At 63.1% G+C, this 25,532-nt stretch carries 23 protein-coding genes; 11 read left to right on the plus strand and 12 right to left on the minus strand.

What is annotated here, in order from left to right; all coding sequences use genetic code 11:
- Positions 1 to 47 precede the first annotated feature (47 nt).
- The 3 genes from ACLEJW_RS08075 to ACLEJW_RS08085 all read right to left on the minus strand — a co-directional run bounded on the left by ACLEJW_RS08075 (position 48) and on the right by ACLEJW_RS08085 (position 2,561).
- Positions 48 to 818, minus strand: a complete 771-nt coding sequence (locus tag ACLEJW_RS08075; RefSeq protein ID WP_145184828.1) for a MetQ/NlpA family ABC transporter substrate-binding protein — start codon at positions 816 to 818, stop codon at positions 48 to 50.
- 64 nt (positions 819 to 882) lie between these two features.
- Positions 883 to 1,554, minus strand: coding sequence for a methionine ABC transporter permease (locus ACLEJW_RS08080; RefSeq protein ID WP_145184831.1), 672 nt, complete (start codon positions 1,552 to 1,554; stop codon positions 883 to 885).
- On the minus strand, positions 1,554 to 2,561 hold the full coding sequence (locus ACLEJW_RS08085; protein WP_440777319.1) for a methionine ABC transporter ATP-binding protein: 1,008 nt from the start codon (positions 2,559 to 2,561) through the stop codon (positions 1,554 to 1,556). The genes ACLEJW_RS08080 and ACLEJW_RS08085 overlap by 1 nt, the downstream gene beginning before the upstream one ends.
- Before the next feature lie 224 nt (positions 2,562 to 2,785).
- On the opposite strand from ACLEJW_RS08085, the gene katE reads away from it, so the two are divergent.
- Complete coding sequence (gene katE, locus ACLEJW_RS08090; RefSeq protein WP_145184837.1) at positions 2,786 to 4,930, plus strand: catalase HPII; 2,145 nt, start codon at positions 2,786 to 2,788, stop codon at positions 4,928 to 4,930.
- 43 nt (positions 4,931 to 4,973) lie between these two features.
- Here the strand turns inward: katE and ACLEJW_RS08095 are convergent, their stop codons facing one another.
- The 4 genes from ACLEJW_RS08095 to zur all read right to left on the minus strand — a co-directional run bounded on the left by ACLEJW_RS08095 (position 4,974) and on the right by zur (position 7,839).
- Positions 4,974 to 5,681 (minus strand): PA5502 family lipoprotein, encoded by a 708-nt coding sequence (locus ACLEJW_RS08095; RefSeq protein ID WP_145184840.1) that lies wholly within the window; start codon positions 5,679 to 5,681, stop codon positions 4,974 to 4,976.
- A 127-nt stretch (positions 5,682 to 5,808) separates the two neighbouring features.
- Complete coding sequence (znuB, locus tag ACLEJW_RS08100; protein WP_145184843.1) at positions 5,809 to 6,591, minus strand: zinc ABC transporter permease subunit ZnuB; 783 nt, start codon at positions 6,589 to 6,591, stop codon at positions 5,809 to 5,811.
- Positions 6,584 to 7,357 carry a zinc ABC transporter ATP-binding protein ZnuC gene (gene znuC / locus ACLEJW_RS08105; protein WP_313296174.1) on the minus strand — a complete coding sequence of 258 codons (774 nt, stop codon included), beginning with the start codon at positions 7,355 to 7,357 and terminating at the stop codon, positions 6,584 to 6,586. The genes znuB and znuC overlap by 8 nt, the downstream gene beginning before the upstream one ends.
- Positions 7,354 to 7,839: a zinc uptake transcriptional repressor Zur gene (zur, locus tag ACLEJW_RS08110; RefSeq protein WP_145184849.1), complete on the minus strand. Its 486-nt coding sequence runs from the start codon at positions 7,837 to 7,839 to the stop codon at positions 7,354 to 7,356. Before zur ends, znuC begins: the two co-directional genes overlap by 4 nt.
- Positions 7,840 to 7,905: 66 nt before the next feature.
- Here zur and ACLEJW_RS08115 point away from each other — a divergent pair, with 66 nt between their 5' ends.
- Positions 7,906 to 8,814: a zinc ABC transporter substrate-binding protein gene (locus tag ACLEJW_RS08115; protein ID WP_256675013.1), complete on the plus strand. Its 909-nt coding sequence runs from the start codon at positions 7,906 to 7,908 to the stop codon at positions 8,812 to 8,814.
- An 18-nt stretch (positions 8,815 to 8,832) separates the two neighbouring features.
- Here ACLEJW_RS08115 and ACLEJW_RS08120 read toward each other — a convergent pair whose 3' ends face one another.
- Complete coding sequence (locus tag ACLEJW_RS08120; protein ID WP_313296179.1) at positions 8,833 to 9,783, minus strand: homoserine kinase; 951 nt, start codon at positions 9,781 to 9,783, stop codon at positions 8,833 to 8,835.
- A gap of 70 nt (positions 9,784 to 9,853) precedes the next feature.
- Positions 9,854 to 10,141: a DUF2782 domain-containing protein gene (locus ACLEJW_RS08125; protein WP_145184858.1), complete on the minus strand. Its 288-nt coding sequence runs from the start codon at positions 10,139 to 10,141 to the stop codon at positions 9,854 to 9,856.
- A 74-nt stretch (positions 10,142 to 10,215) separates the two neighbouring features.
- On the opposite strand from ACLEJW_RS08125, the gene polA reads away from it, so the two are divergent.
- Positions 10,216 to 12,963, plus strand: coding sequence for a DNA polymerase I (gene polA, locus ACLEJW_RS08130; protein WP_440777320.1), 2,748 nt, complete (start codon positions 10,216 to 10,218; stop codon positions 12,961 to 12,963).
- A gap of 310 nt (positions 12,964 to 13,273) precedes the next feature.
- On the opposite strand, the gene yihA is transcribed toward polA, so the two are convergent.
- Positions 13,274 to 13,906, minus strand: coding sequence for a ribosome biogenesis GTP-binding protein YihA/YsxC (gene yihA / locus ACLEJW_RS08135; protein ID WP_440777321.1), 633 nt, complete (start codon positions 13,904 to 13,906; stop codon positions 13,274 to 13,276).
- A gap of 193 nt (positions 13,907 to 14,099) precedes the next feature.
- Between yihA and ACLEJW_RS08140 the strand changes: the two genes are divergently transcribed.
- The 7 genes from ACLEJW_RS08140 to ACLEJW_RS08170 all read left to right on the plus strand — a co-directional run bounded on the left by ACLEJW_RS08140 (position 14,100) and on the right by ACLEJW_RS08170 (position 21,291).
- Positions 14,100 to 14,402 carry a c-type cytochrome gene (locus ACLEJW_RS08140; protein ID WP_440777333.1) on the plus strand — a complete coding sequence of 101 codons (303 nt, stop codon included), beginning with the start codon at positions 14,100 to 14,102 and terminating at the stop codon, positions 14,400 to 14,402.
- A 31-nt stretch (positions 14,403 to 14,433) separates the two neighbouring features.
- Positions 14,434 to 15,051 (plus strand): c-type cytochrome, encoded by a 618-nt coding sequence (locus ACLEJW_RS08145; RefSeq protein WP_145184867.1) that lies wholly within the window; start codon positions 14,434 to 14,436, stop codon positions 15,049 to 15,051.
- Between the two features lie 151 nt (positions 15,052 to 15,202).
- Positions 15,203 to 15,838, plus strand: coding sequence for a thiol:disulfide interchange protein DsbA (gene dsbA / locus ACLEJW_RS08150; RefSeq protein WP_145184870.1), 636 nt, complete (start codon positions 15,203 to 15,205; stop codon positions 15,836 to 15,838).
- An 11-nt stretch (positions 15,839 to 15,849) separates the two neighbouring features.
- Positions 15,850 to 16,704: an endonuclease/exonuclease/phosphatase family protein gene (locus tag ACLEJW_RS08155; protein WP_145184873.1), complete on the plus strand. Its 855-nt coding sequence runs from the start codon at positions 15,850 to 15,852 to the stop codon at positions 16,702 to 16,704.
- A 94-nt stretch (positions 16,705 to 16,798) separates the two neighbouring features.
- A complete protein-coding gene (locus ACLEJW_RS08160; protein ID WP_440777322.1) occupies positions 16,799 to 18,748 on the plus strand; it encodes a GGDEF domain-containing protein in 1,950 nt (649 codons plus the stop codon).
- Positions 18,749 to 18,813: 65 nt separating this feature from the next.
- Positions 18,814 to 19,590, plus strand: coding sequence for an N-acetylmuramoyl-L-alanine amidase (locus ACLEJW_RS08165; RefSeq protein ID WP_145184879.1), 777 nt, complete (start codon positions 18,814 to 18,816; stop codon positions 19,588 to 19,590).
- An 81-nt stretch (positions 19,591 to 19,671) separates the two neighbouring features.
- Positions 19,672 to 21,291 (plus strand): EAL domain-containing protein, encoded by a 1,620-nt coding sequence (locus tag ACLEJW_RS08170; protein ID WP_440777323.1) that lies wholly within the window; start codon positions 19,672 to 19,674, stop codon positions 21,289 to 21,291.
- Positions 21,292 to 21,309: 18 nt separating this feature from the next.
- Here the strand turns inward: ACLEJW_RS08170 and ACLEJW_RS08175 are convergent, their stop codons facing one another.
- Positions 21,310 to 23,088, minus strand: coding sequence for a KinB sensor domain-containing domain (locus ACLEJW_RS08175; protein WP_440777324.1), 1,779 nt, complete (start codon positions 23,086 to 23,088; stop codon positions 21,310 to 21,312).
- Positions 23,085 to 24,431 (minus strand): sigma-54-dependent response regulator transcription factor AlgB, encoded by a 1,347-nt coding sequence (algB, locus tag ACLEJW_RS08180; RefSeq protein WP_313296193.1) that lies wholly within the window; start codon positions 24,429 to 24,431, stop codon positions 23,085 to 23,087. The genes ACLEJW_RS08175 and algB overlap by 4 nt, the downstream gene beginning before the upstream one ends.
- Positions 24,432 to 24,652: 221 nt before the next feature.
- Here algB and ACLEJW_RS08185 point away from each other — a divergent pair, with 221 nt between their 5' ends.
- Entirely contained in the window at positions 24,653 to 25,474 is an 822-nt protein-coding gene (locus tag ACLEJW_RS08185) for a BON domain-containing protein (protein ID WP_313296195.1), read from the plus strand.
- Positions 25,475 to 25,532 lie beyond the last annotated feature (58 nt).

Genomic DNA, 25,532 nt, shown 5'->3' on the forward strand with positions numbered 1-25,532 from the left:
GCCGATCCGGTCTGCCCGCGCTGCTTTTTGAGCGAGCGTGGTGCGGCTTAGAAGGCCGGTACCACGGCGCCTTTGTATTTCTCGGTGATGAACTGCTTCACTTCAGGCGAATGCAGCGCCGCCGCGAGTTTTTTCATCGCGTCCGCGTCCTTGTTGTCCGGACGGGCCACCAGGATATTCACGTACGGTGAATCGCTGCCCTCGATGGCCAAGGCGTCCTTCTCAGGGTTCAGCTTGGCTTCCAAGGCGTAGTTGGTGTTGATCAAGGCGGCATCGACCTGGGTCAGCACGCGCGGGATGGTCGCCGCTTCCAGCTCACGAAACTTGACGTTCTTGGGGTTCTCGGCAATGTCCTTGACGGTGGACAGGATGTTGCTGCTGTCCTTGAGCTTGATTACCCCGGCCTTGTCCAGCAGCAGCAGGGCACGGCCGCCGTTGGTGGCATCGTTGGGGATGACCACGGTGGCACCCGATGGCAGCTCATCGAGCTTCTTGAGCTTGGTCGAATACACGCCCAGCGGTTCGATGTGCACACCGGTGACGCTGACCAGGTCGGTGCCCTTGGCCTTGTTGAACTCATCCAGGTAAGGCTGGTGCTGGAAGAAGTTGGCATCCAGGCGCTTCTCCGCCACCTGCACGTTCGGCTGCACGTAGTCGGTGAATTCCTTGACCTTGAGCTCCACGCCCTGTTTCGCCAGCTGCGGTTTGACGAAATTGAGAATCTCGGCGTGTGGCACCGGCGTGGCGGCGACCGTCAGGGACTCGGCATTGGCCGAGAAGGCCGCGACAGCGGCGACAACAGCAAGCAGCTTCTTCATGAATCACTCCTTGTGAGGGCCGCGACGGCCCCCGAACGGGTCGGCCAGGCCGACCCCATTGGGGTTACTTACGGGAAAAATGCACGACCAGTTTGTCGCCCACGCTCTGCAGAATCTGCACCAGCACCAGCAACAGCACCACGGTCACTACCATCACGTCGGTCTGGAAGCGCTGGTAGCCGAAGCGGATCGCCAGATCGCCAAGACCGCCTGCACCGACCACACCGGCCATTGCGGTGTAGGACACCAAGGTAATGGCGGTGACGGTGATGGCCGCGAAGATACCCGGACGGGCCTCGGGCAGCAGCGCGCTGGTGATGATCTGCCGGGTGGTGGCGCCCATCGACTGGGTAGCCTCGATGATGCCGCGGTCCACTTCCCGCAATGCGGTTTCCACCAGGCGTGCGAAGAACGGCGTGGCGCCGACGACCAGCGGCGGGATGGCCCCGGCGACGCCCAGCGAAGTGCCGGTGATCAGTACGGTGATCGGGATCATCACGATCAGCAGGATGATGAACGGCAGCGACCGCAGGATATTGACCACCAGCGACAGCAAGGCGTACACGCCCTTCTGCTCGAACATCTGCTTCGGCCCGCAGAGAAACAGCAGCACGCCCAGCGGCAAGCCCAGCAGCACGGTGAAGAACAGCGAGCCGAACAACATGATCATGGTATCGACGCTGGCCAGCCAGATTTCGGACCAGTCGACGTTGGCGAAGAAATTCAGGGCGTCCATCAACGCAGTACCTCCATATGTACATCAGCTGCCGTGAAGCGGGCGAAGGCCGCTTCCATGTCCCCGCCGATCAAGGCAAGGGTGAGCTGGCCATAGGGAACATCCTTGATGCGGTCGATACGCCCGGCCAGGATGCTGTAGTCGACGCCGGTCTCGCGCGCCACGGTGCCCAGCAGCGGTGCATAGGTAGCATCGCCCTGGAACGTCAGGCGCACGATGCGCCCTGGCACGTGGGCGAAGTCGTCGCGCTGCTCGCCTTCATCGACCTGTTCGTCTTCCTGGACGAAGCGTTTGGTGGTCGGGTGCTGCGGATGCAGGAACACATCGGCCACCGAGCCTTGCTCGACGATCTGGCCGGCGTCCATCACCGCCACGCGGTCACAGACACGGCGGATCACGTCCATTTCATGGGTGATCAGCACGATGGTCAGTTTCAGTTCGCGGTTGATCTCGGCCAGCAGCTGCAGCACCGAAGCCGTGGTCTGCGGGTCGAGGGCGCTGGTGGCCTCGTCGCACAGCAGGATCTTTGGGTTGGTCGACAGCGCGCGGGCAATGCCGACCCGCTGCTTCTGCCCGCCGGACAGCTGCGCCGGGTACTTGCGCGCGTGGTCCTGCAGGCCGACCCGGGCCAGCAGTTCGCTGACGCGCTGGTCGATCTCGCTGCGCGACAATTCACCGGCCAGGGTCAATGGCAGGGCGACGTTGTCGGCCACGGTTTTCGACGCCAGCAGGTTGAAGTGCTGGAAGATCATCCCGACTTGCTGGCGCAAGCCGCGCAGTTGGCTGGCGTTGAACGCGGTGACGTCTTCGCCGTCGACGATGATCGTGCCGCCGGAAGGTTCTTCAAGGCGGTTGATCAGGCGCAGCAAGGTGCTCTTGCCGGCACCGGAATGGCCGATCAGGCCGAACACCTGGCCGTTATCGATGGTCAGGCTGGTCGGGTGCAGTGCGGGGATTTCCCTACCGGCGACGCGGTAGGTCTTGTGTACTCGTTGGAACTCGATCACGTAGCGAACCTTGTGGGGCGCATGGAATTGGGGTCAGCGGTTGGCTGGGTCGCGCATTTTAGCCTTTTCCACTGGCTGTTCTTAGCATTTATTTCGTCATCCACCAATCCTTCGGGCATATCACGACAACCGGTAATCCCGATTGAACGCTCAGCGGGGCGCCCCAGTCATTAGTAGAACGAGCCCGACGAGGGCACGCCTGATGACTGATAAGGAGAGCCGAGATGCCCAGCAAGAACCCGGATTCGCCGAAACAGAGCCAGCTCGCCGGCACCGACACCCCAGACCGCGCCAATACCAACGCCAAGCTGCAGGCGCTGGAGAAAGCCCGTAGCGATGCCACCGGCCAAGCGCTGCGCACCAACCAGGGCGTGCGCATCGCCGACAACCAGAACACGCTCAAGGTCGGCCCCCGCGGCCCCTCGCTGCTTGAAGACTTCATCATGCGCGAGAAGATCACGCACTTCGACCACGAGCGCATCCCTGAGCGTATCGTGCATGCCCGTGGTACGGGTGCTCACGGTTACTTCCAGAGCTATGGCAAGCATGCCGAGCTGACCAAGGCTGGCTTCCTCCAGGACCCGGAAAAACAGACCCCGGTGTTCGTGCGCTTCTCCACCGTGCAAGGCCCGCGCGGCTCGGGCGATACGGTGCGTGACGTCCGCGGCTTCGCGGTGAAGTTCTTTACCGACGAAGGTAACTTCGACCTGGTCGGCAACAACATGCCGGTGTTCTTCATTCAGGACGCGATCAAATTCCCCGATTTCGTGCACGCGGTAAAACCTGAGCCGCACAATGAGATCCCCACTGGCGGTTCGGCCCATGACACCTTCTGGGACTTCGTCTCGCTGGTGCCCGAGTCGGCGCACATGGTGGTCTGGGCCATGTCCGACCGGGCGATTCCGCGCAGCCTGCGGATGATGGAAGGCTTTGGCGTGCACACCTTCCGCCTGATCAACGCCGAAGGCGTGGCCAGCTTCGTCAAATTCCATTGGAAACCCCGTCAGGGCGTGCATTCACTGCTGTGGGACGAGGCGCAGAAACTGGCGGGCAAGGACACCGACTTCCAGCGCCGTGACCTCTGGGAAGCCATCGAAACCGGCGACTATCCCGAATGGGAGCTGGGCGTGCAGATCGTTGCCGAAGCCGACGAGCACAAGTTCGACTTCGACCTGCTGGACCCGACCAAGATCATCCCGGAAGAGCTGGTGCCGGTGACGCCACTGGGCAAGATGGTGCTCAATCGCAACCCGGACAACTTCTTCGCTGAAGTCGAGCAGGTCGCCTTCTGCCCTGGCCACATCGTGCCAGGCATCGACTTCACCAACGACCCGTTGCTGCAGGGTCGCCTGTTCTCCTACACCGACACGCAGATCAGCCGTCTGGGCGGGCCTAACTTCCACCAGATCCCGATCAACCAGCCGGTGGCGCCGAACCACAACAACCAGCGCGATGCGATGCATCAGCACATCGTGCACAAGGGGCGTGCTTCCTACGAGCCCAACTCGATCGATGGCGGCTGGCCCAAGGAGACGCCGCCAGCGGCGCAGGATGGCGGTTTCGAGAGCTACCAGGAACGCATCGACGCGCACAAGATCCGCCAGCGCAGCGATTCGTTCAGCGATCACTTCTCCCAGGCGCGCCTGTTCTTCCAGAGCATGAGCCCGACCGAGCAGCAGCACATCATCAAGGCCTACAGCTTCGAGCTGGGCAAGGTCGAGCGCGAGCACATCCGCGCGCGTCAGGTTAATGAGATTCTGGCCAACATCGACCTCAAGCTGGCCGCTGCGGTGGCGGAGAACCTCGGCCTGCCAGCACCCACGGCCGGTACTGTGCAGGTCAAGGGCAGCCAACTGGCGAAATCACCAGCCTTGAGCCAGATGAATCATCTCGGTGTGGTCGGCATCAAGGGGCGCAAGATCGCGGTATTGGTCGCCAACGGCGTGGATGGCACGGCGGTCGATCGCCTGGTCAAGGCGCTGGAGGCGCACAGCGCGCGTATCCTGCTGCTCGGCCCGACCTCGGCACCGGTGAAAACAGCCGATGGCAAGCAACTGCCGGTCGACGCCTCGATGGAAGGCATGCCTTCGATCATGTTCGACGGTGTCGTGGTGCCGGGAGGCAAGGCGTCGCTAGATGCCATGGCCGCCAGTGGCCTGGCCAAGCACTTCCTGCTCGAAGCCTACAAGCACCTCAAGGCGATCGGCTTTGCCAAGGAGGCCAAGTCCCTGGTCGATGCACTGGGCCTGAAGGAAGACAAGGGGCTGTTGCTCGGCGACGACCAGAAGACCGTCGACGCCTTCGTCAAGGCCGTCGAGGGTCACCGGGTGTGGGAGCGTGAGGCAGCGGCTGAAGCCATTCCTGCCTGATGCCAGCCAAGCGCGGGGCAAGCCAGCTTGCCCCGCCTCGGCCTTATTGCTGGTGCGGCACCAGCACCACCTGCGCCGGCAGCGAACGCTGGATCTGGTGCTTCTGTTTCAGCGCGAACTCACTGTCGAGCTTGTGCACGCGTTTTTCCAACAGGGTCTTGAGCCACGGCGCGTCTTGCGTACGCGGGACCTGGAACACCACCTCACATTGATAATTGACGACATCCTTGGCGATTTCGTCGAGCTGTCGGCGCATGGCTGGCAGGTCGGTGGTTTTCAAGGCGATGACGGTGCTCGGCGCGGTGGGGTCGATGACACGGGCCTGGGGCTTGGATTCGGCCGCCTTGAGCGCTGCCTCGGCTTTCTCGAGCTCTGCCTTGCGCGCCTCGTGCATGGCGTTGCCGCCGGTAACCGCTGGCGCCTGGGGCATCAGTGCGCGGGCCCGGGCCAGGGCGGTGGCTGCGGCATTGACGTCGCCTTTCTGCAGCACGATCTGGCTGCGCTTCAGATAGGCCTCGGCCAGCTGTCGTTGATACTGCTCAAGTCGCGCATCGGCGGGCGCTTGCGCTTGCAGGCCGGCGAGCTGGTCTTCAGCGGTGGCCAATTCATTGCTGGCGATGCTTTGCTGCAACTGCTGCCAGGGGTCCGCTTGCGCGGGCGCAGCGGCCTGCTCGACCGGGGCGTGCGAACACGCGGCCAGGAACAGTGAAAACGCGGCAACAAGCAGATAACGGGATGCGAACAGCTTCATTCCTGCGGCTCTCTATTTGCGCAAAAAGCGAGCAAGTCTACACCCAGGTGCGCACGCTCGAAAACAAGTCTTACAGACCCTTTACCCGGTAAAAGGTTGCAGGGTGCAGCACAGGGCACCCGCCTTGTCAGCGTTTGGGCAGGGCCAGGCTCAGCAAGAATAGCACTGCTGCACAGACCACGATCGACGGCCCGGCCGGGGTGTCCTTGAACCAGGACAGCGCCAGGCCGCCGCAGACCGCCGTCACCCCGAGCAGGCTGGCGCCCAGGGCCATCTGTTCCGGTGAGCGGGCGTGACGCTGCGCCGCAGCGGCGGGAATGATCAACAGCGAGGTGATCAACAGCACGCCGACGATTTTCATGGCCACGGCGATCACCACGGCAATCAACAGCATCAGGGCCATGCGCAAACCGGCGACCGGCAGCCCCTCGACCGTGGCCAGTTCCTCATGCACGGTGACCGCAAGCAATGGCCGCCACAGTGCCGCCAACAGCAGCAGCACCAAGGCACTACCCCCGAGGATCCAGGCCAGGTCGGTGGGGCTGATCGCCAGCAGGTCGCCGAACAGGTACGCCATCAGGTCGATGCGTACGTCGTGCATGAAGCTCAGCACAACCAGCCCCAGCGACAGGGTACTGGGGGCGAGAATGCCCAGCAGCGTGTCGGAGGCCAGGGGCTGGCGTTGCTGCAAGGTCACCAGCAGGATCGCCAGGAGCAGGCAGCCCACGGTCACCGCGAGGGCCGGGCTGACGTCCAGCACGAAGCCCATGGCCACCCCAAGCAGCGCCGCGTGGGACAGGGTGTCGCCAAAATACGCCATGCGCCGCCAGACCACGAACGAGCCGAGCGGACCTGCTACAACGGCCAAGGACAAACCAGCGAGCAGGGCGTAAAGAAGAAAATCAGCCATGCTTGCAATGCGCTCCGTGGACATGGGGGGCGGGGGTGACCACCGAGCCGTGCAGGTCATGGCTGTGGTCATGATGGTGGTGATAAACGGCCAGGCTTGGCGCATTCTGGCCAAACAGTTCGACGAAGGCTGGGTCGTTGCTGACCTGCTCGGGGTGACCGGAGCAGCAGATATGACGGTTCAGGCATACCACCTGGTCGGTCGCGCTCATCACCAGGTGCAGGTCGTGGGAGACCATCAGCACGCCGCAGCCGTGGCGATCACGCAGGCGGGTGATGAGGTTGTACAGCTCGGTCTGGCCAACCACGTCGACGCCTTGCACCGGCTCGTCCAGCACCAGGAGCTGCGGCGCGCGCAGCAGCGCTCGGGCCAGCAGCACCCGCTGCATCTCGCCGCCGGAGACAGTCTGGATCGGGCTGTCGATGACCTGCTCGGCGCCCACCTCTTGCAGTGCCGCCACCGCCGCTGCGCGGTCAACCCCGGGCACCAGGCGCAGGAAGCGCAACACCGATAACGGCAAGGTGGCATCGACCTGGATCTTCTGCGGCATGTAGCCCACACGCAGCTTGGGCTTGCGCCAGACCTTGCCGCGATGGGGTTTGAGCAGGCCGAGCACGGCACGCACCAAGGTGGTTTTGCCGGCACCGTTGGGGCCGATCAGGGTGACGATCTGGCCGGGCGACACCGCCAGGTCGATGCTGTCAAGCACGGCCTCGCCTGCAAAGCTGACGCCGACCTGCTCAAGGCGGATCAGGGCATCACTCATGCTGCGCTCCGGCAGTTGGCACACAGGCCGACGATTTCAACCGTCTGCGTCTCGACGCTGAAGCCGACATCCTTGGCACTGGCGATGATCGCGCCGCTGATGCTGTCCTGTTCCAGCTCGATGGCCACGTGGCATTCCCGGCAGATCAGGAATTGGCCTTGGTGCACATGCTCCGGGTGGCTGCAGCCGATGAAGGCGTTGAGCGAGGCGATGCGGTGAACCAGGCCGTTTTCCAGCAGGAAGTCCAGCGCGCGGTACACCGTGGGCGGGGCTGCCCGGCGGCCGTCCTGCTCGCTGAGCACGGCAAGGATGTCGTAGGCGCCCAGCGGCTTGTGGCTCTGCCACACCAGCTCCAGCACCCGCCGGCGCAACGCGGTCAGGCGCAAGCCTTGGCGGGTGCACAGCGCATCGGCTTCAGCCAGCGCGCTGTGGACGCAGTGGGAATGGTCATGGGGACGGTGGGCCAGCGGCGTGATGGACATGGGCAGCGACGGTTCTGGATAGAGACGTTATTATGTTACCTGTTTCTGACGAGTCGAGTATTCCACGTGTCCCGATTCCTTGTACTTTTTGTCGCTTTTATCGCCTGCTCTGCCCATGCAGAGGTCAAGGTTCTGACCAGCATCAAACCGCTGCAGCAGATCGCCGCCGCTGTGCAGGACGGCCTTGGCAGCCCGGACGTGCTATTGCCACCCGGCGCCTCGCCGCACCATTACGCGCTGCGTCCCTCGGACGTGCGGCGCGTTGGCAGCGCCGATCTGCTGTACTGGATCGGGCCGGATATGGAGGGCTTCCTGCCACGTGTGCTGGGCAGCCGCAGTAAGCCGACGGTCGCGGTGCAGTCGCTTGAGGGCATGCATTTGCGCCATTTCGGCGAAGACAGCCATTCTCATGACGAAGCCGGCGGCGATGACCACGACCATGACCATCGCCCGGGCAGCCTCGATGCCCACCTTTGGCTGTCGTCGCTCAACGCCCGCGTGATCGCAGGCAAGATGGCTGCCGACCTGGCGGCAATCGATCCGGCCAACGCTGCGCGTTATCAAGGCAACCTGAAGGCGTTCAATGACCGACTGGACGCTTTGGACGCGCGGATCAAGACGCGCGTGGCTGGCATTGCCGGCAAGCCGTATTTCGTCTTCCATGAAGCCTTCGATTATTTCGAGTCGGCTTATGGCCTGCAGCACACGGGTGTCTTCAGCGTGGCGTCGGAGGTCCAGCCCGGCGCCCAGCACGTGGCCGCGATGCGCAAGCGTCTGCAGGAAGTGGGCAAGACCTGCGTGTTCAGCGAGCCACCGTTGCGGCCGCGTCTGGCCGAGACGCTGACGGCCGGGCTGCCAGTGCGCCTGGCCGAGCTGGATGCCCTGGGCGGCACCGATCCGGTCGATGCCAAAGGCTACGAGCGCCTGCTCGAGAAACTCAGTAGTGACCTCGCAGGCTGCCTCGAACAGCTGTGAAGCAGCGGCAAACTGCCGCTAGAGCGCGAAGGGCAGGTGCAGCGCCACCTGCTGGCGCTGCGCCAGGCGGACTTCGAACTCGCTCGGGTCGTGAATCATCACGTCCATTCCGGCGAACGATTGCGCCGCAATCAGGCGCGACAGCCAGAAGCGCACGCAACCTACCCGCAGCATTTGCGGCCACAGCTCGGCTTCTGCGGCGGTGAATGGGCGCAAGGCGGCGTAGGCCGCCAGCAGCGCCTGGGCGCGCGGCAGGTCGATGGCGCCGTGCTCATCCAGGCACCAGTCGTTGACGGTGATGGCGATGTCATACAGCATCGGGCCGGAACAGGCGTTGTAGAAATCGATCACACCCGTCAGGTGGGTACCTTCGAACATCACATTGTCGCGGAACAGGTCGGCATGCAGGTTGGCCCGCGGCAGCGCCAGGATCTGCGCCTTGTGCGCGACGATCTCGTCGAGCGCCGGCTGCAGCAAGGTGGCTTGTTCGGCGCTCAGGCGCGGCAGCAGCTCGGCACCGGCTGCCAGCATCCAGTCCAGTCCACGGTCGGTGCGGCGCTCGATGATGCGCTGGCGGGTTGCCAGGTGGATGTGCGCCAGCAATTCACCCACCTGCGCGCAGTGCTGGGCGTTTGGCGCCTTGATGTGCTTGCCGAGCAACCGCGGCTGCAGCAGGGCCGGCTTGCCGCACAACTCGCGCAGGGCGTTGCCGTCGCGATCACGCAGTGCATAGGGAACGGGCATCTCGGCCTCATGCAGCACGTCCAGCAGTTCGATGAAGAACGGCATGTCTTCGACCGGACCGCGCTCGACCAGCGTCAGGACGAACTCCCCCTGTTCGAGGCTGACGAAGAAATTGCTGTTCTCGGTGCCGGCGGCAATGCCCTGGAAGTCGAGCAAACGGCCCAGCTCGTACGGCGCCAGAAAGGTTTCCAGCTCAGGCCGGGTCACGGGGGTGAAGACTGACATGATGAAAAAAAGCCCATACGGGCACTCCGCCGGGAAGTGCCGGGTTGATGTGAACGGTGCGCGCGTCAGATTACCACTCGAAGATCTTCCAGGACGGAATCAGCATGTCCGGTTGGTCGGAACGAATGAAATTGCCGTCGGAGCCATCGGCGCGGACCAGGAAATACGGCTTGCCGTTTTTCGGCGTGATCTTGATCGCATACAGGAAGCCGTTTTGTCGGTATTCCTGGATGGTTTTATCGCCTTCCGTGCGAATGGTTACCTCGGGATCGGCCGAGGGGGCGTCGTCCGCCGCCAGGGTGACGACCGGCAGCGTTGCCAACAGGCCGAGCAGTAACAGGCGATTGAGTGAACGCATGATAACCTAGTCCCTTTGTCGTCATTGATCCGGCTATTCTAGCTCCGGACCCGCCGAAAAGGTTGATTCTGCTCATGAGCCAAGCGCCCCTCGTCCTGGTGGACGGTTCCTCCTACCTCTACCGCGCCTTTCATGCGCTGCCGCCGCTGACCACGTCCAGGGGCATGCCCACCGGTGCGGTCAAAGGTGTGTTGAACATGCTCAAGAGCCTGCGCAAGCAATACCCCGACAGCCTGTTCGCCGTGGTCTTCGACGCCAAGGGCGGGACCTTCCGCGATGCCATGTTCGCCGATTACAAGGCCAACCGCCCCAGCATGCCCGATGACTTGCGCGTACAGGTCGAGCCGCTGCACGCCAGTGTCAAGGCGCTGGGTTATCCGCTTTTGTGCGTCGAAGGCGTCGAGGCGGACGACGTGATCGGCACCCTCGCCCGCAGCAGCGCAGCGCAGCAGCGGCCAGTGATCATTTCGACCGGCGACAAGGACATGGCCCAGTTGGTGGACGGACACATCACCTTGGTCAACACCATGACCGGCAGCGTGCTGGACGTGGCCGGGGTGCATGAAAAGTTTGGCGTGGGCCCTGAGCACATCATCGACTTCCTCGCCCTGATGGGCGACAAGGTCGACAACATTCCCGGCGTTCCTGGCGTCGGCGAAAAGACCGCGGTGGGTTTGCTGACTGGCATCGGCGGCGGCTTGAGCGACTTGTACGCGAACCTGGACAAGGTCCCGACGCTGGCGATCCGTGGCGCCAAGTCGCTGCCGGCCAAACTCGAGGAGCATCGCCAAGCGGCGTTCCTGTCCTACGAGCTGGCCACCATCAAGTGTGATGTACCCCTGGACGTCGAAGTCGAAGCGCTGGTCTGCACCGAGCCCGACCGCGAAGCGCTGTTGGCGTTGTACACCGAGATGGAATTCAAGACCTGGATCGCCGATGTGCAGCGCGACGCAGCGCAGGTCGGTGATGACATAGGGCCTGTGGCCGAGCCGGTCGCCAACGTCGAACCGAAGTACGAAACCGTTCTCGACCAGGCGCGTTTCGACGCCTGGATGCAGAAACTGCGCGAGGCGCCGCTGTTCGCCTTCGACACCGAAACCACCAGCCTGGATGCGCAACAGGCGCAGCTGGTTGGCGTGTCGTTCGCCGTCGAGCCCCATGAAGCCGCCTACGTTCCCCTGGCCCACGACTATGACGGCGCTCCGGCCCAGCTCGACCGCGAAGCGGTGCTCCTGGCGCTCAAGCCCTTGCTCGAGGATCCGGCAAAGGCCAAGGTCGGGCAAAACGCCAAGTACGATATCAACATCCTGGCCAACGGCTCGCCTGCCATCCATATGCGCGGCGTGGCCTACGACACCATGCTCGAATCGTACGTGTTCAATTCCACCGCCACGCGTCACGACATGGACAGCCTGGCGCAGAAATACCTGAGCCACAGCACCATCGCCTTCGAAGACATCGCCGGGCGTGGCGCCAAGCAGCTGACCTTCAACCAGATCCACCTGGACAAGGCTGGCCCTTATGCCGCCGAAGACGCGGACATTACACTGCGCCTGCACCAGGCCTTGCAGGCGCGTCTGGCGCAAACCCCCAGCGTGCAGACCGTGTTGATGGATATTGAAATGCCACTGGTGCCGGTGCTGGCCAAGATCGAGCGCCAGGGCGCGCTGGTCGATGCCGCCTTGTTGCAGGTGCAAAGTGGCGAGCTGGGCGTGAAGATGGCCGAGCTCGAGCAGCGCGCCTACTCCCTGGCAGGCGAGCAATTCAACCTCGGATCGCCCAAGCAGCTGGGCGCGATCCTGTACGACAAGCTGGGCATGCCGGTACTGAGCAAGACCGCCAAGGGTCAGCCGTCTACCGCCGAGGCCGTGCTCGACGAGCTGGCCGAGCAGGGTTATCCGCTGCCTGAAGTGCTGATGCAGTACCGCAGCCTGAGCAAGCTGAAAAGCACCTACACCGACAAACTGCCGCTGCAGATAAACCCGCGCACCGGGCGTATTCACACTTCCTATCAGCAGGCGGTGGCCGCCACTGGCCGTCTGTCTTCGAGCGATCCGAACCTGCAGAACATCCCGATCCGTACGGCCGAAGGTCGACGCATCCGTCAGGCGTTCATCGCCAGTCCCGGCTACAAGCTGCTGGCGGCTGACTATTCGCAGATCGAGCTGCGCATCATGGCGCATCTGGCCAAGGACGAAGGCTTGCTGCATGCCTTCCGCAACGACCTGGACGTGCACCGGGCGACCGCTGCCGAGGTCTTCAACGTGGCCCTGGAGGAGGTCAGCAATGACCAACGGCGCAGTGCCAAGGCCATCAACTTCGGCCTGATCTACGGCATGAGCGCCTTTGGCCTGGCCAAGCAGATCGGGGTCGACCGCAAGCAGTCCCAGGACTACATCGACCGCTACTTCGCCCGTTATCCAGGCGTGCTCGCCTACATGGAGCGCACCCGTGCCCAGGCCGCCGAGCAAGGCTTTGTCGAAACCTTGTTCGGGCGCCGTCTGTACCTGCCGGATATCACCGCCAAGAACCCAGCCCTGCGCCGGGGCGCCGAGCGCACCGCGATCAACGCGCCGATGCAGGGCACTGCGGCCGACATCATCAAGCGCGCCATGGTCAACGTCGATAACTGGCTGAGCGAGAGTGGCCTGGATGCCCGGGTGATCCTGCAGGTGCACGACGAACTGGTGCTGGAGGTCCGCGAGGACCTGCTCGAGCAGGTCAATGCCGAGATCCGTGCGCACATGAGCAACGCCGCGCAGTTGGACGTGCCGCTGGTGGTTGAGGCAGGTATCGGCGCGAATTGGGACGAAGCTCACTGATTGAAGCGGGGAAGGTGTGTAGGATCTGCGGCGCGCTAACGTGGATCCTGCATGGCTTGATGCCATTAGTTCGGGCGGTTCATGAAACTATCGCAAATAGTTTTCAGGGCTCAGGAACTAAACCGGTGAAGCGGGACTCAGAAGTACTGAATGGCTGGTGAAGCCTTTCGATGCTCCTATGTTGTGTTAAGTGTTGGCAGATACCTGGACCCCGCCCTAGCGGTCCAGACTTGAACCCCGAACTTCCCCCTCCCCATACGAAGTCCGGGGTTTTTTTTGCCTGCGATTCGCGCAGGCGCCCGCCCCGATGTCAGGCTGCCGGCTTGTCCTCGAGCTCCATCCAATCTGCCAGCACGCGGTAGGCTTCTTCCAGACCCAGGCGCTTGGGCGCCGAGAACAGCTGGATGGTCACACCATCGCCCCAACCTTTGCGGATTTCGGCCTGGACCTTGAGCAAGGTGTTCTTGCCGGCACCGTGGGTCAGCTTGTCTGCCTTGGTCAGCAGGATGTGCATGGGCATGCCACTGGCCTTGGCCCAATCGAGCATCATCATGTCGAAATCGGTCATCGGGTGCCGGGTGTCCATCATCAGGATCACGCCGCGCAGGCACTCGCGGCTGCCCAGGTAGGCCTCCAGGTGCTTTTGCCAGTGCTGCTTGAGCGGGATCGGGACTTTCGCATAGCCATAGCCCGGCAGGTCGACCAAACGCCGTTCATCGTCCAGACTGAAGAAATTCAACAGCTGGGTACGCCCTGGGGTTTTTGAGGTGCGCGCCAGGCTGGCATGCGTCAGGGTGTTGAGGGCGCTGGATTTACCGGCATTGGAGCGGCCGGCGAATGCCACCTCATAGCCCTGGTCCTCCGGGCATTGTTCGACCTTGGCAGCGCTCAAGGCGAATTTGGCTTTCTGGCAGAGGCCGAGGATGGGGTTCTTGACTTGCATGGGATATCCGATGTGGGTGTTGCCAAAGCCTAGGCTGGCAAGCGGTGTCGTTTCCGTTTGGCTGGCGGAAGTATATAATGCCCGAGTTTTTGTGTGCTCATTCATCTTGCATGGACGAATGAGCATGGGGAGTCGAACCAGAGCTCGCGCATCAGAACGCAGCGCGTTCCCCAACCCTGTCAGGTCGTTGCGCATCGCGAAACGCCTGCTAGCTGTCGGTGTGTTCCTGCCGGTTTTCAGCGCACAGGCTACACAGGATCCCGAGGTGTTGTACAACCGCACGTGTGCGGCCTGTCACGCCGGACAGCTGCCCCAGGCACCCATGAAGGGTGATGCGGCAGCCTGGGAGCCGAGACTGGCGGAAGGCATGGAGCGACTCGTTACGCACGTCACCCAGGGTTTCAAGGCTATGCCGCCGCGTGGATTGTGCATGGACTGCAGTGCCGAGGACTACCGTTTGGTCATCCTTTGGATGAGCGGCAGTCCCGATACATAACATTTCACCCTTAGCCGTGTTGGATTAGCTGATGAACAAACTTGTCGTGAGTCTGCTGTTGACCCTGGGTGTCGCGGGTGCGGCCACTGCTGCGCAACCCATTGTAGGCGATGCCGCTGCCGGCCAGGCCAAGACTGCCGTTTGTGGCGCCTGCCACAACCCCGACGGCAACAGCCTGGCACCCAACTTCCCGAAACTCGCAGGCCAAGGCCCGCGCTACCTGGAAAAACAACTGCTCGACATCAAGTCGGGCAAACGAACCGTGCTGGAAATGACCGGCATGCTCGATGCCTACAGCGAGCAGGACCTGGCCGATATCGCCGCCTACTTCGCCAGCCAGAAACCCAGCGTCGGCGCCGCCGACCCCAAGCTGGTCGAGCGTGGTCGCGCCCTGTTCAACGGCGGCGACCTGGACAAGGGCATGCCAGCCTGCATCGGCTGCCACTCACCGAACGGCGCCGGCATCGCCCTGGCAGGTTTTCCTCACCTCAGCGGCCAGCATGCGCAGTACACCAGCAAGCAGCTGACCGACTTCCGCGAGGGCAACCGCAGCAACGATGGCGATGCGATGATCATGCGGACCATCGCCAGCAAGCTCAGCAACCACGACATCGAAGCGCTCTCCAGCTACATCCAGGGCCTGCATTAACATTGAGTTAATGCAGCAGCGCTAATGATGAAAGGGCGGTGCGGACCGCCCTTTTTTCTGTCCGCAGCCGTTACACTACAGAACTCGGGCCCTTCGCCGCCGTCTCAGCACGGTCGCGTCGAGGCGACCAATCAATGCTCAGGAGTAAAGCATGCGTAAACTGATTCTCAGCGCTGCGCTGGTCGCTGCCAGCGTCTTCGGGATGACGGCCGTCCAGGCTGCCGAGCCGGCCACCGCCGGCAAGGAATACATCGAGCTGAGCAACCCTGTTCCGGTATCCCAGCCAGGCAAGATCGAGGTCGTCGAGCTGTTCTGGTATGGCTGCCCCCATTGCTATCACTTCGAGCCGACCATCAACCCTTGGGCCGAAAAACTGCCACAGGATGTCAATTTCAAGCGCGTACCGGCCATGTTTGGCGGCCCATGGGACGCCCACGGCCAGATGTTCCTGACCCTCGAAGCCATGGGCGTGGAGCACAAGGTGCATGCTGCGGTCTTCGATGCCATCCAGAACCAGCGCAAGCGCCTGACTGACCCGCAGGACATGGCCGACTTCCTCGCCACCCAGGGCGTCGACAAGGACAAGTTCCTCGCCACCTTCAACTCGTTCGCCATCAAGGGCCAGGTCAACCAGGCCAAAGAGCTGGCGAAGAAGTACGAAATCACCGGCGTTCCAAGCATGGTGGTCAATGGCAAGTACCGCTTCGACCTGGGTACTGCCGGTGGGCCGGAAGGCGTGCTGAACGTCGCCGACCAACTGATCGCCAAGGAGCGCGCCGCTAAGTAAGCGGCGAACCCATGCGCCGCTTCCGCACCGCGCGTGGCATTGGCCTGCATCAGCCGCAGGTCAACGAGCATCACGTGCAGGCTGCCAGCCTGCCGGAGGATGGTCGGCTGCGGCTGCTCAGCTTCAACATCCAGGTCGGTATCAGCACCGAGCGCTATCGGCACTACCTGACGCGCAGCTGGCAGCACCTGCTGCCGCACCACGGCCGGGCGGGTAACCTGCAGAAGATTGGTCAGTTGCTGCACGACTTCGACCTGGTGGCACTGCAGGAAGCAGATGGCGGCAGCCTGCGCTCCGGCTACGTGAATCAGGTCGAGCACTTGGCCCAGCTAGGCGCGTTTCCCTATTGGTACCAGCAGCTCAACCGCAACCTCGGGCGTTTTGCCCAACACAGCAATGGCGTGCTCAGCCGTCTGAAGCCGCAACACATCGAAGACCATCCGCTGCCGGGGCCTGCCGGCCGCGGGGCGATTCTGGTGCGCTTCGGCGAAGGTGAAGATGCGCTGATCGTGGTCGTCATGCACCTGGCCCTGGGGGCCAAGACCCGCGCCTTGCAACTTGCCTACATCCGCGACCTGATTAGTGGCTATCGCCATCAGGTGCTGATGGGCGACATGAACACCCACGCCACCGACCTGCTCGACCATTCGCCCCTGCGCGATCTGGGCCTGATCGCCCCCCAGGTCGAGGCCACCTTTCCCAGCTGGCGTCCGCAGCGCTGTCTGGATCATATTCTGCTCAGCCCGAGCTTGACCCTGGAGCGGGTCGAGGTACTGGCGCAGCCGATCTCCGACCATCTTCCGGTGGCTGTGGAGATCCGATTGCCTGACGCACTGACTGTGGATACGCTGCCGGTCTTGAGCTAGATCAGCGAAATCGCAGCCCCTGCTCAAGTGTTTGCCGGGCACGCCGACAGCGTGTAATCACACCCCAGTTGCATTACCCGTTGCGGATGCAGGCATGACCGAAGAAGCCGAGCGCTGGAAAGAAAAATACCTCAAAAGCATCGAACAACAAGAAAAGCTCGAGCGTCGCTGGAATGCACGTCTCGACCTGCTGCGCCGTGGCTTGGTGCGCAGCACCCTGGCGGCCGAAGGTAGCGACAAGATCGTCGACCAGTGCATGAAGGAAATGCGCGAGGTCATTCGCAGCGACAATATGGACGCGGGCCTGGCCGGGCTGATCCCGCGCCTGGAAAAAGCCGTGCTGGACTCCGAACAGCGTCGCGAAACCCGCATGAACCAGGTCAGCGATGCGCTCAATGCCCTGGTGACGCAGCTGCAGGGGTTGCCGTTGCCCGGTGAAGTGGCCCGTCCGCTGAAAAAACTGGCCAAAAAGCTCGACGGCGGTGTGGCGCAGTCGCGGGAATTGCCGCCCTTGCTGGGAGAACTGAGCGGTCTGCAAGGCCGGGCGCTCTCAGCCCTGAGCAGACCTGACGACGAGACCCGCCCAGGTTTCCTGCAGCGTCTGTTCGGTGCGCGTGACAGCGAGCAGCCGGGCGAGGCAGGTGAGCCCGCGCCCGTTGCCCCGGAGTCAGCTGAGGAAAATCAGACGCAACCTGCCGGGCCAGTGCTGGTCGATCTGCCGCCAGCAGATGCCGACGAGCTGCAGCCGTTGCCGGGTACGGCCGGCGAGCCGCCGCAGGCGACGGACGTCGGCCCTGTGTCGGCGAGGAACGAGCCTGAGTCCGCTAGCGATGCCGATGCTGTGCAGTTCGAGGTGCCTGGCGATGCTGAAATGCCTGTCACGCACGCTGGGGAGCTGCTCTCTACGCAAGCGCCTGCGGCCATGCCGGCGCCGCTGGCCCCCGAGCAGGCCATCGAAGAAGATGGCCCCTACGCCCTCCCCGACGCCGTCGAGCCGCCCTACAGCCAAGTCGCCGCGCATATCGAACACACCCTGATCGGCCTGCTGGACGATCTCAGCCTGCCCGAGCGGCACAAGGCTCAAGCGTTGCAGATGCGCGAGCGGGTAGCGCGCGGGCTGAACTGGTATGAGCTGATCCCGGTGCTCGATGACCTGGCGGTGTTGATGCTGGCCATAACCGACAGCGGGCAGCACGAATTCGAAACCTACTTGCAGCAACTCAACGAGCGTCTTGAGGGCTTTCAGAGCCACTTGCACGAAGCCAGCGCCGGTCATGCCGACAACAGCTCTGCCGCACGCGAGCTGGACAGCCAGTTGCGCGAACAGGTCGATGGCTTGCACAGCAGCGTTCAGGGCGCTGCCGATGTCGACAGCCTCAAGTCCATCCTGGAAAGCCGCCTGGAAGGTTTGCTGGGCACCATGGATGATCACCAGCACGAGCGTGATCGTCGCGAGCAGGAACTGGCCGGGCGTCTGCAGGGGCTGGCCGAGCGAGTGGCGAGCATGGAACAGGAGGCCCTGGGCTACCGCGAACACTTGGAAGAGCAGCGGCAAAAGGCCTTGATCGATCCGCTGACTGGGTTGCCCAACCGCGCGGCCTGGGCGGAGCAGGTCGAGCGCGAGATACACGACTGGCAGGAGAACGGCGGGCACCTGGCCATGGCCATCCTCGATCTCGATCATTTCAAGCGCATCAACGACAGCTACGGGCACCTGGCCGGAGACAAAGTGCTGAAGATCGTTGCCGACCAGTTGCGCAAACGGCTGCGCCCACGGGATTTTATCGCCCGCTTTGGTGGCGAGGAATTCGTCCTGTTGCTGCCGCAGACGCCGCCCGCCGCCGCCGCCCAGGTCGGTGAGGTATTGCGCAGCGCCATTGAGGCGTGTCCCTTTCATTTCAAAGGCGAGCGGGTAGTCATCACCACCTCGATCGGTGTCAGCGTGTTCCGCTCGGGCGAGCGCGGCGACCAGGTGCTCAAGCGCGCCGATGAAGCGCTTTACCGCGCCAAGGAGCAGGGCCGCAATCGAGTGGAACAAAGCTGAGCGAGTCGCTCGGTGATGCATACGTTATGCTGTCGGATCATTGTCCGACCCGACTGGCTCTCCCCATGAAAGCGCTCGTTTCCGTACTGCTGATGCTTGCCCTGGCCGGTTGCTCGACCGGCCTGCGCATCGACCGCAACCACCCCTCGGCAAACCACGACAACCGCATTCAGTTCGTCGTCCTGCACTATACCAACGCCTCGTTGGAGCGCTCTTTGGCGCTGCTGACCCATGGCGAGGTCAGCGCCCACTACCTGATTGGCGACGGGCCAGCCACGGTGTACCAGTTGGTCGACGAAAACCGTCGGGCCTGGCATGCCGGCGACAGCCAGTGGCAAGGTCGCACCTGGCTAAATTCCAGCTCGATCGGCATTGAAATCGTCAACCCCGGGTTCGATGACACCGCCAACGGCCGAGTGTGGTATCCGTACAGCGAAGCGCAGATCCAGTCGTTGATCGCCTTGCTCAAGGACATCGTCAAGCGCAACGGCATCGAGCCGCGGCACATCGTCGGCCATAGCGACATCGCGCCATTGCGCAAGCTCGACCCAGGCCCACTGTTCCCGTGGAAACGTCTGGCCGATGCGGGCTTGGGGATCTGGCCGGACGCCAGCGCGGTGGCCCGTGAGCAAGCCTACTTCAGCGCCAACCCGCCCACGATCGGCTGGTATCAGCAGGAACTGGCGCGGTTCGGCTACGCCCTGGAACAGACCGGCGAGCTGGATGTGGCCACCCGTCATGTCATCGCCGCGTTCCAGATGCGTTTTCGTCCGCAGCGCTTCGACGGCACGCCGGATGCACAGACGGCAGCCATGTTGCAGGTGCTGAACCGCATGCGCTGATCGCAACACCAGCGGAGCGCCAAACGGCAGAGCGTTTCTCATTTCAGTTGCTATACCTTAGTTATCAACTGGATGCTGCCCATGTCTGCCCTGATTTCTGCGTTGCGCCAATTTTTTTACCGTCCCTGGATGCTGGCCACCTTGGCAGCCTTGACCAGCGCTACCGTATTGCTCACCGCCAGCATCGGTATTGCCCTGCAGCAGATGAAAGAAAGCGAAAGCGCGCAGATGAACGCCCAGGGCGAGCGCTTCCTCGAGCGCCTGGAGCAGGTGTTCGGCCAACTGCGCGAGGGCGTCGACGAGCTTCAGGCGCAACCGGTACGCGGCTGCAACCCGGCGATGTTCGCGGTGCTGCAGCAAGTGGGGCTTAGTTCGCGGTTCATTTATGAGGCCGCTTATGTCGACGCGACGGTCGCCTGCTCCAACCGAGGCGGGGCGCGAGCGTTCGTGCCCACCCGCGCGCCTGACCTGCAAGGCCCGACCTACAGCTACTGGCTCAACACAACGACCGAACCCAACGAAAACCTGGCGGCGTTGATGCTGGCGCGCGGCAACTTTCTGGTATCCACCTCCCGTGGTCACCTCACGGATGTGGTCGACCTGCCGCCGGGCGGTAGCTTGTTGGTGGTGCTGGATAACGGCGCACGGGCGATCCCGGTGCTCGGCCCTCCGCAGGCCTGGCCACCGACCAGCGATTGGTCCGCAACCAGCCAGAAGTCGCTGTTCGAGCTGCGCGATCGTCTGGTCTATCGCATGCCGACCAAATCGCCGGACTACCAGCTGGTGTTGATCGCGCCACGGGCTAGCCTGCCGCTGCGCATGAATGGCACCTTGTGGCTGTTGTTTCCCGGCAGCGTGCTGGCATCCTGCTTGATTGGCTGGTTGGTGTTTCAACTGATTCAGCAACGCCGCTCGATGAGTTCCGAGCTGCAAAGTGCGCTGCGTCGCGGCGAGTTGCAGGTGTTGTACCAACCCATCATCGAACTGGACAGCCGCCGTTGTGTCGGCGCCGAGGCCCTGGTCCGCTGGCGTCGCCCCGACGGCACCCTGACCAGCCCCGAGCTGTTCATCCCGCTGGCAGAGAACACCGGGCAGATCCGCCAGATCACCGATTTCGTTCTGCAACGGGTGCTGGAGCAGCTCGGCCAGTTGCTGCGCTCGCACCGCAACCTGTACATCTCGGTGAACCTGGCAGCGTGCGACGTCATGGTGCCGCGCATTGGCAGCGTGGCGGCACGCCTGCTGGCACTGCACCGGGTCTCGGCCAACCAGATTGCCTTCGAGGTCACCGAGCGGGGGCTGATCGACGTCGTGGTGGCACGGGACAACCTCGAGGCGCTCAGGGCTGTGGGGCATCAGGTGCTGATCGATGACTTCGGTACCGGCTATTGCAGCCTGGCTTACTTGCAGACCCTGCCTGTGGACTGTCTGAAGATCGACAAGGCGTTCATCGACGCCCTGGGTCACGACGCTGCCAGCAGTGGCGTCGCGCCACACATCATCCGCATGGCCCATGACCTGCACTTGCGCGTTATCGCTGAAGGCATCGAATGCGAAGAGCAGGCCGAACTGCTCAGCAGTGAGGGCGTCAACTATGGCCAGGGCTGGCTGTTCGCTCGGCCACTCAATGCCCGGCAGTTCGCCGAGCTCGTCACCCGCGGGCGTTGGCCGCGGCGGGCACGCATCGATGATGAACCGTGAGCCGCCCGCGCGACATCCTCAGACCGGCAGCGCCATGTAGAACTGCGTGCCCTGCCCCGGCCGCGAGAACACCCCCATGCGCCCGCCATGTAACTGCACGATCTCCTTGCACAGCGCCAACCCTAGCCCGGCACCACCCTTCTTGCGGCCAACCTGGACGAACGGCTCGAAAATCCGCCCCTGTTGGCCATAGGCGATGCCCTCGCCATCATCTTCGACGCTGATGATCACTCGTTCGGCATGACGACGGGCGTGCAAACGGATGTGACCGCCGTCGGGGGTATGGCGAATGGCATTGTGCAGCAGGTTGTCCAGCACCCGGTCCAGTTGCGCGACATCCGCCTGAATGCGCGGCAATGGCGGCTCCACCGCCTTGACCAGCTCGATGTGCTTGTTCATGGCCTGTTCGCTGAAACGCGCTTGTGCCCGGTCAAGCAGTTCGTCAAGGCTGCAAGGCGCCAGCTCGAGCTTTTGCAGGCCGCTCTGGTAGCGCGAGAAGTTGAGCAAGTCGTTGATCAGCTGGGTCAGGCGCTGCATTTCCTCGCCGATGGTTTCCAGCAGGTCGTTTTCGCGCGCTTGCGGCGGGAACTTCAGGCGCTCGCGCAGCAGGCCGAAGGCCATGTGCATGCCTGTGACCGGCGTGCGCAGTTCATGAGAGGCGCGCAGCACGAACTCGCTGCGCACACGCTCGAAGGCGCGTTGCTCGGTAACGTCATGCAGCACCATCACCGCGCCCAGGATTGGGCCCTGAGGGTGGCTCACCGGGGTCAGGCTGTAGGTCAGCAGGCGCGCTTCTTCATCCACTTCGATGCTCAGGTCGTCCGGGGGACGGTCCAGGCTGCCGCCACGCAGCACCTGGCGCAGTTGCTGCTCAAGTTCAGGGCGTTGAAGCGCCTCTGCCAGGGCGCTGCCTACGCGGCTGCTGGTCCAGCCCAACTGCCGCTGGGCCACCGGGTTGAGGTGTTCCAGGTGACCTTGGCGATCGATGATCAACAAACCATCGTCGATACTGTCGAGCACAGCTTGCAGGCGCTGCTGGCCGGCCAGCAGTTCATCGACGTTGGTCGCCTGATGCTTGCGCAGGGCTTCAGCCATCATGCCGAAGCGGCGGGTCAACTGGCCCAGCTCGGCGGCGTGGGTGACCGGCAGGGTGATTTCGAAATCCCCCCGGCCAAGCTGGTCCGCCGCCTTGGCCAGCGCTTCGATCGGTTGGCCGAAGCGGCGGGCGATGTTGTGCGCGGTGACGAAGCCCAACACCAGCACCACCAGCCCCATCACTCCCAACAGCCCGCTGACCAGCAGAGCACGGTCGCGGGTGTGTTGTTCGGTATCGGTGATGTGCTCGAGCGCTTGTTTGTGTGAATCGAGCAGGTCGGTGCGCACCTGGTTGAAGGCGGCGCCCAAGGGCTGTTCCACGCCCATGCTCCTGGCAGCATCAGGCGTTTCGCGATAAGCCTGCAAGAAGGCCTGGTAGTTGCGGCTGGCTTTCTTGAAGCCGGTGCGGTCGCCGTTCTGTTCCAGCCCCTGGTCGAGCAACGCCTGGAAGTTGTCTTGCAGCACGCGCAGGCTGTCTGGCGTAGTGTCGGTATCCAGCAACAAAACCAGCTGATCGCCGAGGTTCTGCCGTAATTTCAGGCCGATTTCCAGCGAATGAGTGGCCTCTTGCACCGAGCGCTGCTGCACTGCGCTCATTTGCAGGACGCTCACAAGCCCCAGCAGCAAGCCCATCAGCGCCACGGTAACCAGTGCAGAGATGCTCAGGAAGAGCCGTGTGCGCAGCTTCATCTGCAACTTCATAGGTTGTACTGCTTACGCTTGCGATAAAGGGTCGACGCATCGATGCCCAGGGTTTTCGCGGCCTGATCGAGTGTGTCGCTGGCAGCCAGCACCGCCCCGATGTGCGCGCGCTCCAGTTCATCCAGGCTGAGAGCCGCCCCAACCCGCGGGGCGTTGCCGGTCGGCTGCTCGCCCATGCCCAGGTGGGTGATCTCCACGCGCTCTTGCGGGCAGATGATGCTGGCCCGTTCGATGACGTTGCGCAGTTCGCGAATGTTGCCTGGCCAGCGATAGTTGAGCAGCGCGCTGCGCGCCTCTTCGCTGAAGCCGCGGGCCGGACGCGAGTATTCCTTGACGAAACGGGCCAGGAAGCGGTCCGCCAGGGTGAGGATGTCTTCGCTGCGTTCACGCAACGGAGGCAGGTGCAAGGTAATGACGTTGAGTCGATACAGCAGGTCTTCACGGAAACGGTTTTCGCGCACCATGTCGTCCAGGTTCAGGTTGGTGGCGGCCAGAATCCGTACGTCGGCGCGGCGGGTCACCGGGTCGCCGACCCGCTCGTATTCCTTGTCCTGAATGAAACGCAGCAGCTTGGGCTGCAGGGTCAGCGGGAAGTCGCCGATCTCATCGAGGAACAGGGTGCCGCCGTCGGCCTGATTGACGCGCCCGAGGGTGCTTTCGCTGGCGCCGGTGAAGGCGCCTCGGGTATGGCCGAACAGCTCGCTCTCCATCAATTCGGCATTGAGCGAAGGGCAGTTGATGGTCACGCATGATTTGCGCGCCCGCTTGCTCCAGCCATGAATGGCGCGGGCCAGCTCGCCCTTGCCGGTGCCCGACTCACCCAGAATGAGTATGTTGGCGTCGGTGGTGGCCACCTGCCGGGCGGTTTCCAGTACCGCCATCATCGCCGGGCTGTGGGAGTCCAGACCGTCCTTGGGCTTGCGCACTTCGCCTTCGAGCGCTTCCAGGCGTGCCGAGAGTTGGCGAACTTCCAGTTGCTTGGCGGTGGCCAGGCGCAATTGGTCCGGGCTGCAGGGTTTGACCAGGTAATCGGCGGCGCCCGCTTGGATGGCATCGACAGCGGTGTCGATCGCCGAGTGCGCGGTGACGATGACGACCCGCATCCACGGCGCCTGGATACGCATTTGCGCCAGCACGTCGAGGCCGTTGTCCTCGCCCAGGCGCAAGTCGAGGAAGCACAGATCGAAGACTTGGCGTTGCAGCAGAGCTTCAGCCTGGGCAGCGCTGTTCGCCGTGGCCACGCTGTAGCCCTCGTCTTCCAGGCAGTAACGGAAGGTGCGCAGGATCGCGGACTCGTCATCCACCAGCAGAATGCGGCCTTTGTTTTCCTGGGCTGATTCCATTTCCTCTGCTCCTCCGAGATAGATCTTTATTTAGTGTGGGAAAAATCGGGCAAGTTGCACGGTCAATTGTGAAGGATTCTGTCCTTTGCATGCTAGCCAATGGCTAAACAGTGGCTAAAAAGGCCCGCGACGCCGGATATCTCGATGATTCGGTTAGAGCACCGGCCTGGCACATTGGTTGCGAGGATTTTCAGCTTTTGCCTATTGAAAGGAGGTACTCCGTGTCCGCCATCACTCGATCGGTCGTATTGGCAACCACTCTGCTGTCCATTTGCGCGCCTGCATTTGCCGATTCGGTACAGGACGCCCGCCTGCAAGGCTCCGTGCAGACGGCACTGTCACTCAACCGAATGCTCAACCCGTTCCGCATCACCGTGCAGGTCCAGGATCACCGTGCGCAGTTGAGCGGTGCGGTGGAAAACCAGATCGAGCGTGACCTGGCCGAGCACGTGGCGCTGGCTACGCGCGGTATCGAGCAGGTCGACAACCAGCTAGAGGTAAACGCCGAGCTGAGCGAGCGCCCACTTGAACTGCGCGCGTATGCCCAGCGCGTTGAGGATGCGACGCTGGCGGCGATCGTTCGCGCCCGACTGCTGTGGAGCCGCACCACCGCAAACGCGCCTATCGAGGTGCAGAGCAGCGAGGGTGTGGTGACGCTGCGCGGCAAAGTCGACAGCGCCGAGGCCAAGGAGCAGGCCGGCGTGCTGGCACGCACCACCGAAGGCGTGTACCTGGTCAACAATCTGGTGAGCCTGGACACCGCAGCGATGGCCAAGGCCCGCCAGACCCCGGTGGGTGCGCCGGTCGGTCCGCAACCCAAGGACAGTTGGATCATCGACAAGATCCAGACCAGCCTGCGCTTCAGCCGCAACCTGGATGGGCTGAACATCAAGGTAGCGAGCCAGGAAGGTATGGTTCGGCTAAGCGGCGAGGTGGTCAGTAACGAGCAAAAAACCATTGCGGTGGCCGTCGCCCAACAGATTACCGGGGTGCGTGGTGTCGATGCCGATCTTTTGAAGGTAGCAACCAAGGTCGAAGGCTGATTCGTGCAATTCGCACGACGCAGGAGGGGTCATCGTGCAGGATACGCCCTTGATGACC

Source organism: Pseudomonas sp. SMSB3 (genome assembly GCF_052041965.1).
GTDB lineage: Bacteria > Pseudomonadota > Gammaproteobacteria > Pseudomonadales > Pseudomonadaceae > Aquipseudomonas.

Coding starts and splice junctions, on each gene's coding strand:
- znuB (WP_145184843.1), bottom strand. CDS start 6,591: ATGGCTGATTTTCTTCTTTACGCCCTGCTCGCTGGTTTGTCCTTGGCC.
- katE (WP_145184837.1), top strand. CDS start 2,786: ATGCCCAGCAAGAACCCGGATTCGCCGAAACAGAGCCAGCTCGCCGGC.
- ACLEJW_RS08155 (WP_145184873.1), top strand. CDS start 15,850: ATGCGCCGCTTCCGCACCGCGCGTGGCATTGGCCTGCATCAGCCGCAG.
- polA (WP_440777320.1), top strand. CDS start 10,216: ATGAGCCAAGCGCCCCTCGTCCTGGTGGACGGTTCCTCCTACCTCTAC.
- algB (WP_313296193.1), bottom strand. CDS start 24,431: ATGGAATCAGCCCAGGAAAACAAAGGCCGCATTCTGCTGGTGGATGAC.
- ACLEJW_RS08170 (WP_440777323.1), top strand. CDS start 19,672: ATGTCTGCCCTGATTTCTGCGTTGCGCCAATTTTTTTACCGTCCCTGG.
- ACLEJW_RS08120 (WP_313296179.1), bottom strand. CDS start 9,783: ATGTCAGTCTTCACCCCCGTGACCCGGCCTGAGCTGGAAACCTTTCTG.
- ACLEJW_RS08160 (WP_440777322.1), top strand. CDS start 16,799: ATGACCGAAGAAGCCGAGCGCTGGAAAGAAAAATACCTCAAAAGCATC.
- ACLEJW_RS08080 (WP_145184831.1), bottom strand. CDS start 1,554: ATGGACGCCCTGAATTTCTTCGCCAACGTCGACTGGTCCGAAATCTGG.
- ACLEJW_RS08095 (WP_145184840.1), bottom strand. CDS start 5,681: ATGAAGCTGTTCGCATCCCGTTATCTGCTTGTTGCCGCGTTTTCACTG.
- ACLEJW_RS08175 (WP_440777324.1), bottom strand. CDS start 23,088: ATGAAGTTGCAGATGAAGCTGCGCACACGGCTCTTCCTGAGCATCTCT.
- ACLEJW_RS08075 (WP_145184828.1), bottom strand. CDS start 818: ATGAAGAAGCTGCTTGCTGTTGTCGCCGCTGTCGCGGCCTTCTCGGCC.
- znuC (WP_313296174.1), bottom strand. CDS start 7,357: ATGAGTGATGCCCTGATCCGCCTTGAGCAGGTCGGCGTCAGCTTTGCA.
- yihA (WP_440777321.1), bottom strand. CDS start 13,906: ATGCAAGTCAAGAACCCCATCCTCGGCCTCTGCCAGAAAGCCAAATTC.
- dsbA (WP_145184870.1), top strand. CDS start 15,203: ATGCGTAAACTGATTCTCAGCGCTGCGCTGGTCGCTGCCAGCGTCTTC.
- ACLEJW_RS08145 (WP_145184867.1), top strand. CDS start 14,434: ATGAACAAACTTGTCGTGAGTCTGCTGTTGACCCTGGGTGTCGCGGGT.
- ACLEJW_RS08125 (WP_145184858.1), bottom strand. CDS start 10,141: ATGCGTTCACTCAATCGCCTGTTACTGCTCGGCCTGTTGGCAACGCTG.
- ACLEJW_RS08165 (WP_145184879.1), top strand. CDS start 18,814: ATGAAAGCGCTCGTTTCCGTACTGCTGATGCTTGCCCTGGCCGGTTGC.
- zur (WP_145184849.1), bottom strand. CDS start 7,839: ATGTCCATCACGCCGCTGGCCCACCGTCCCCATGACCATTCCCACTGC.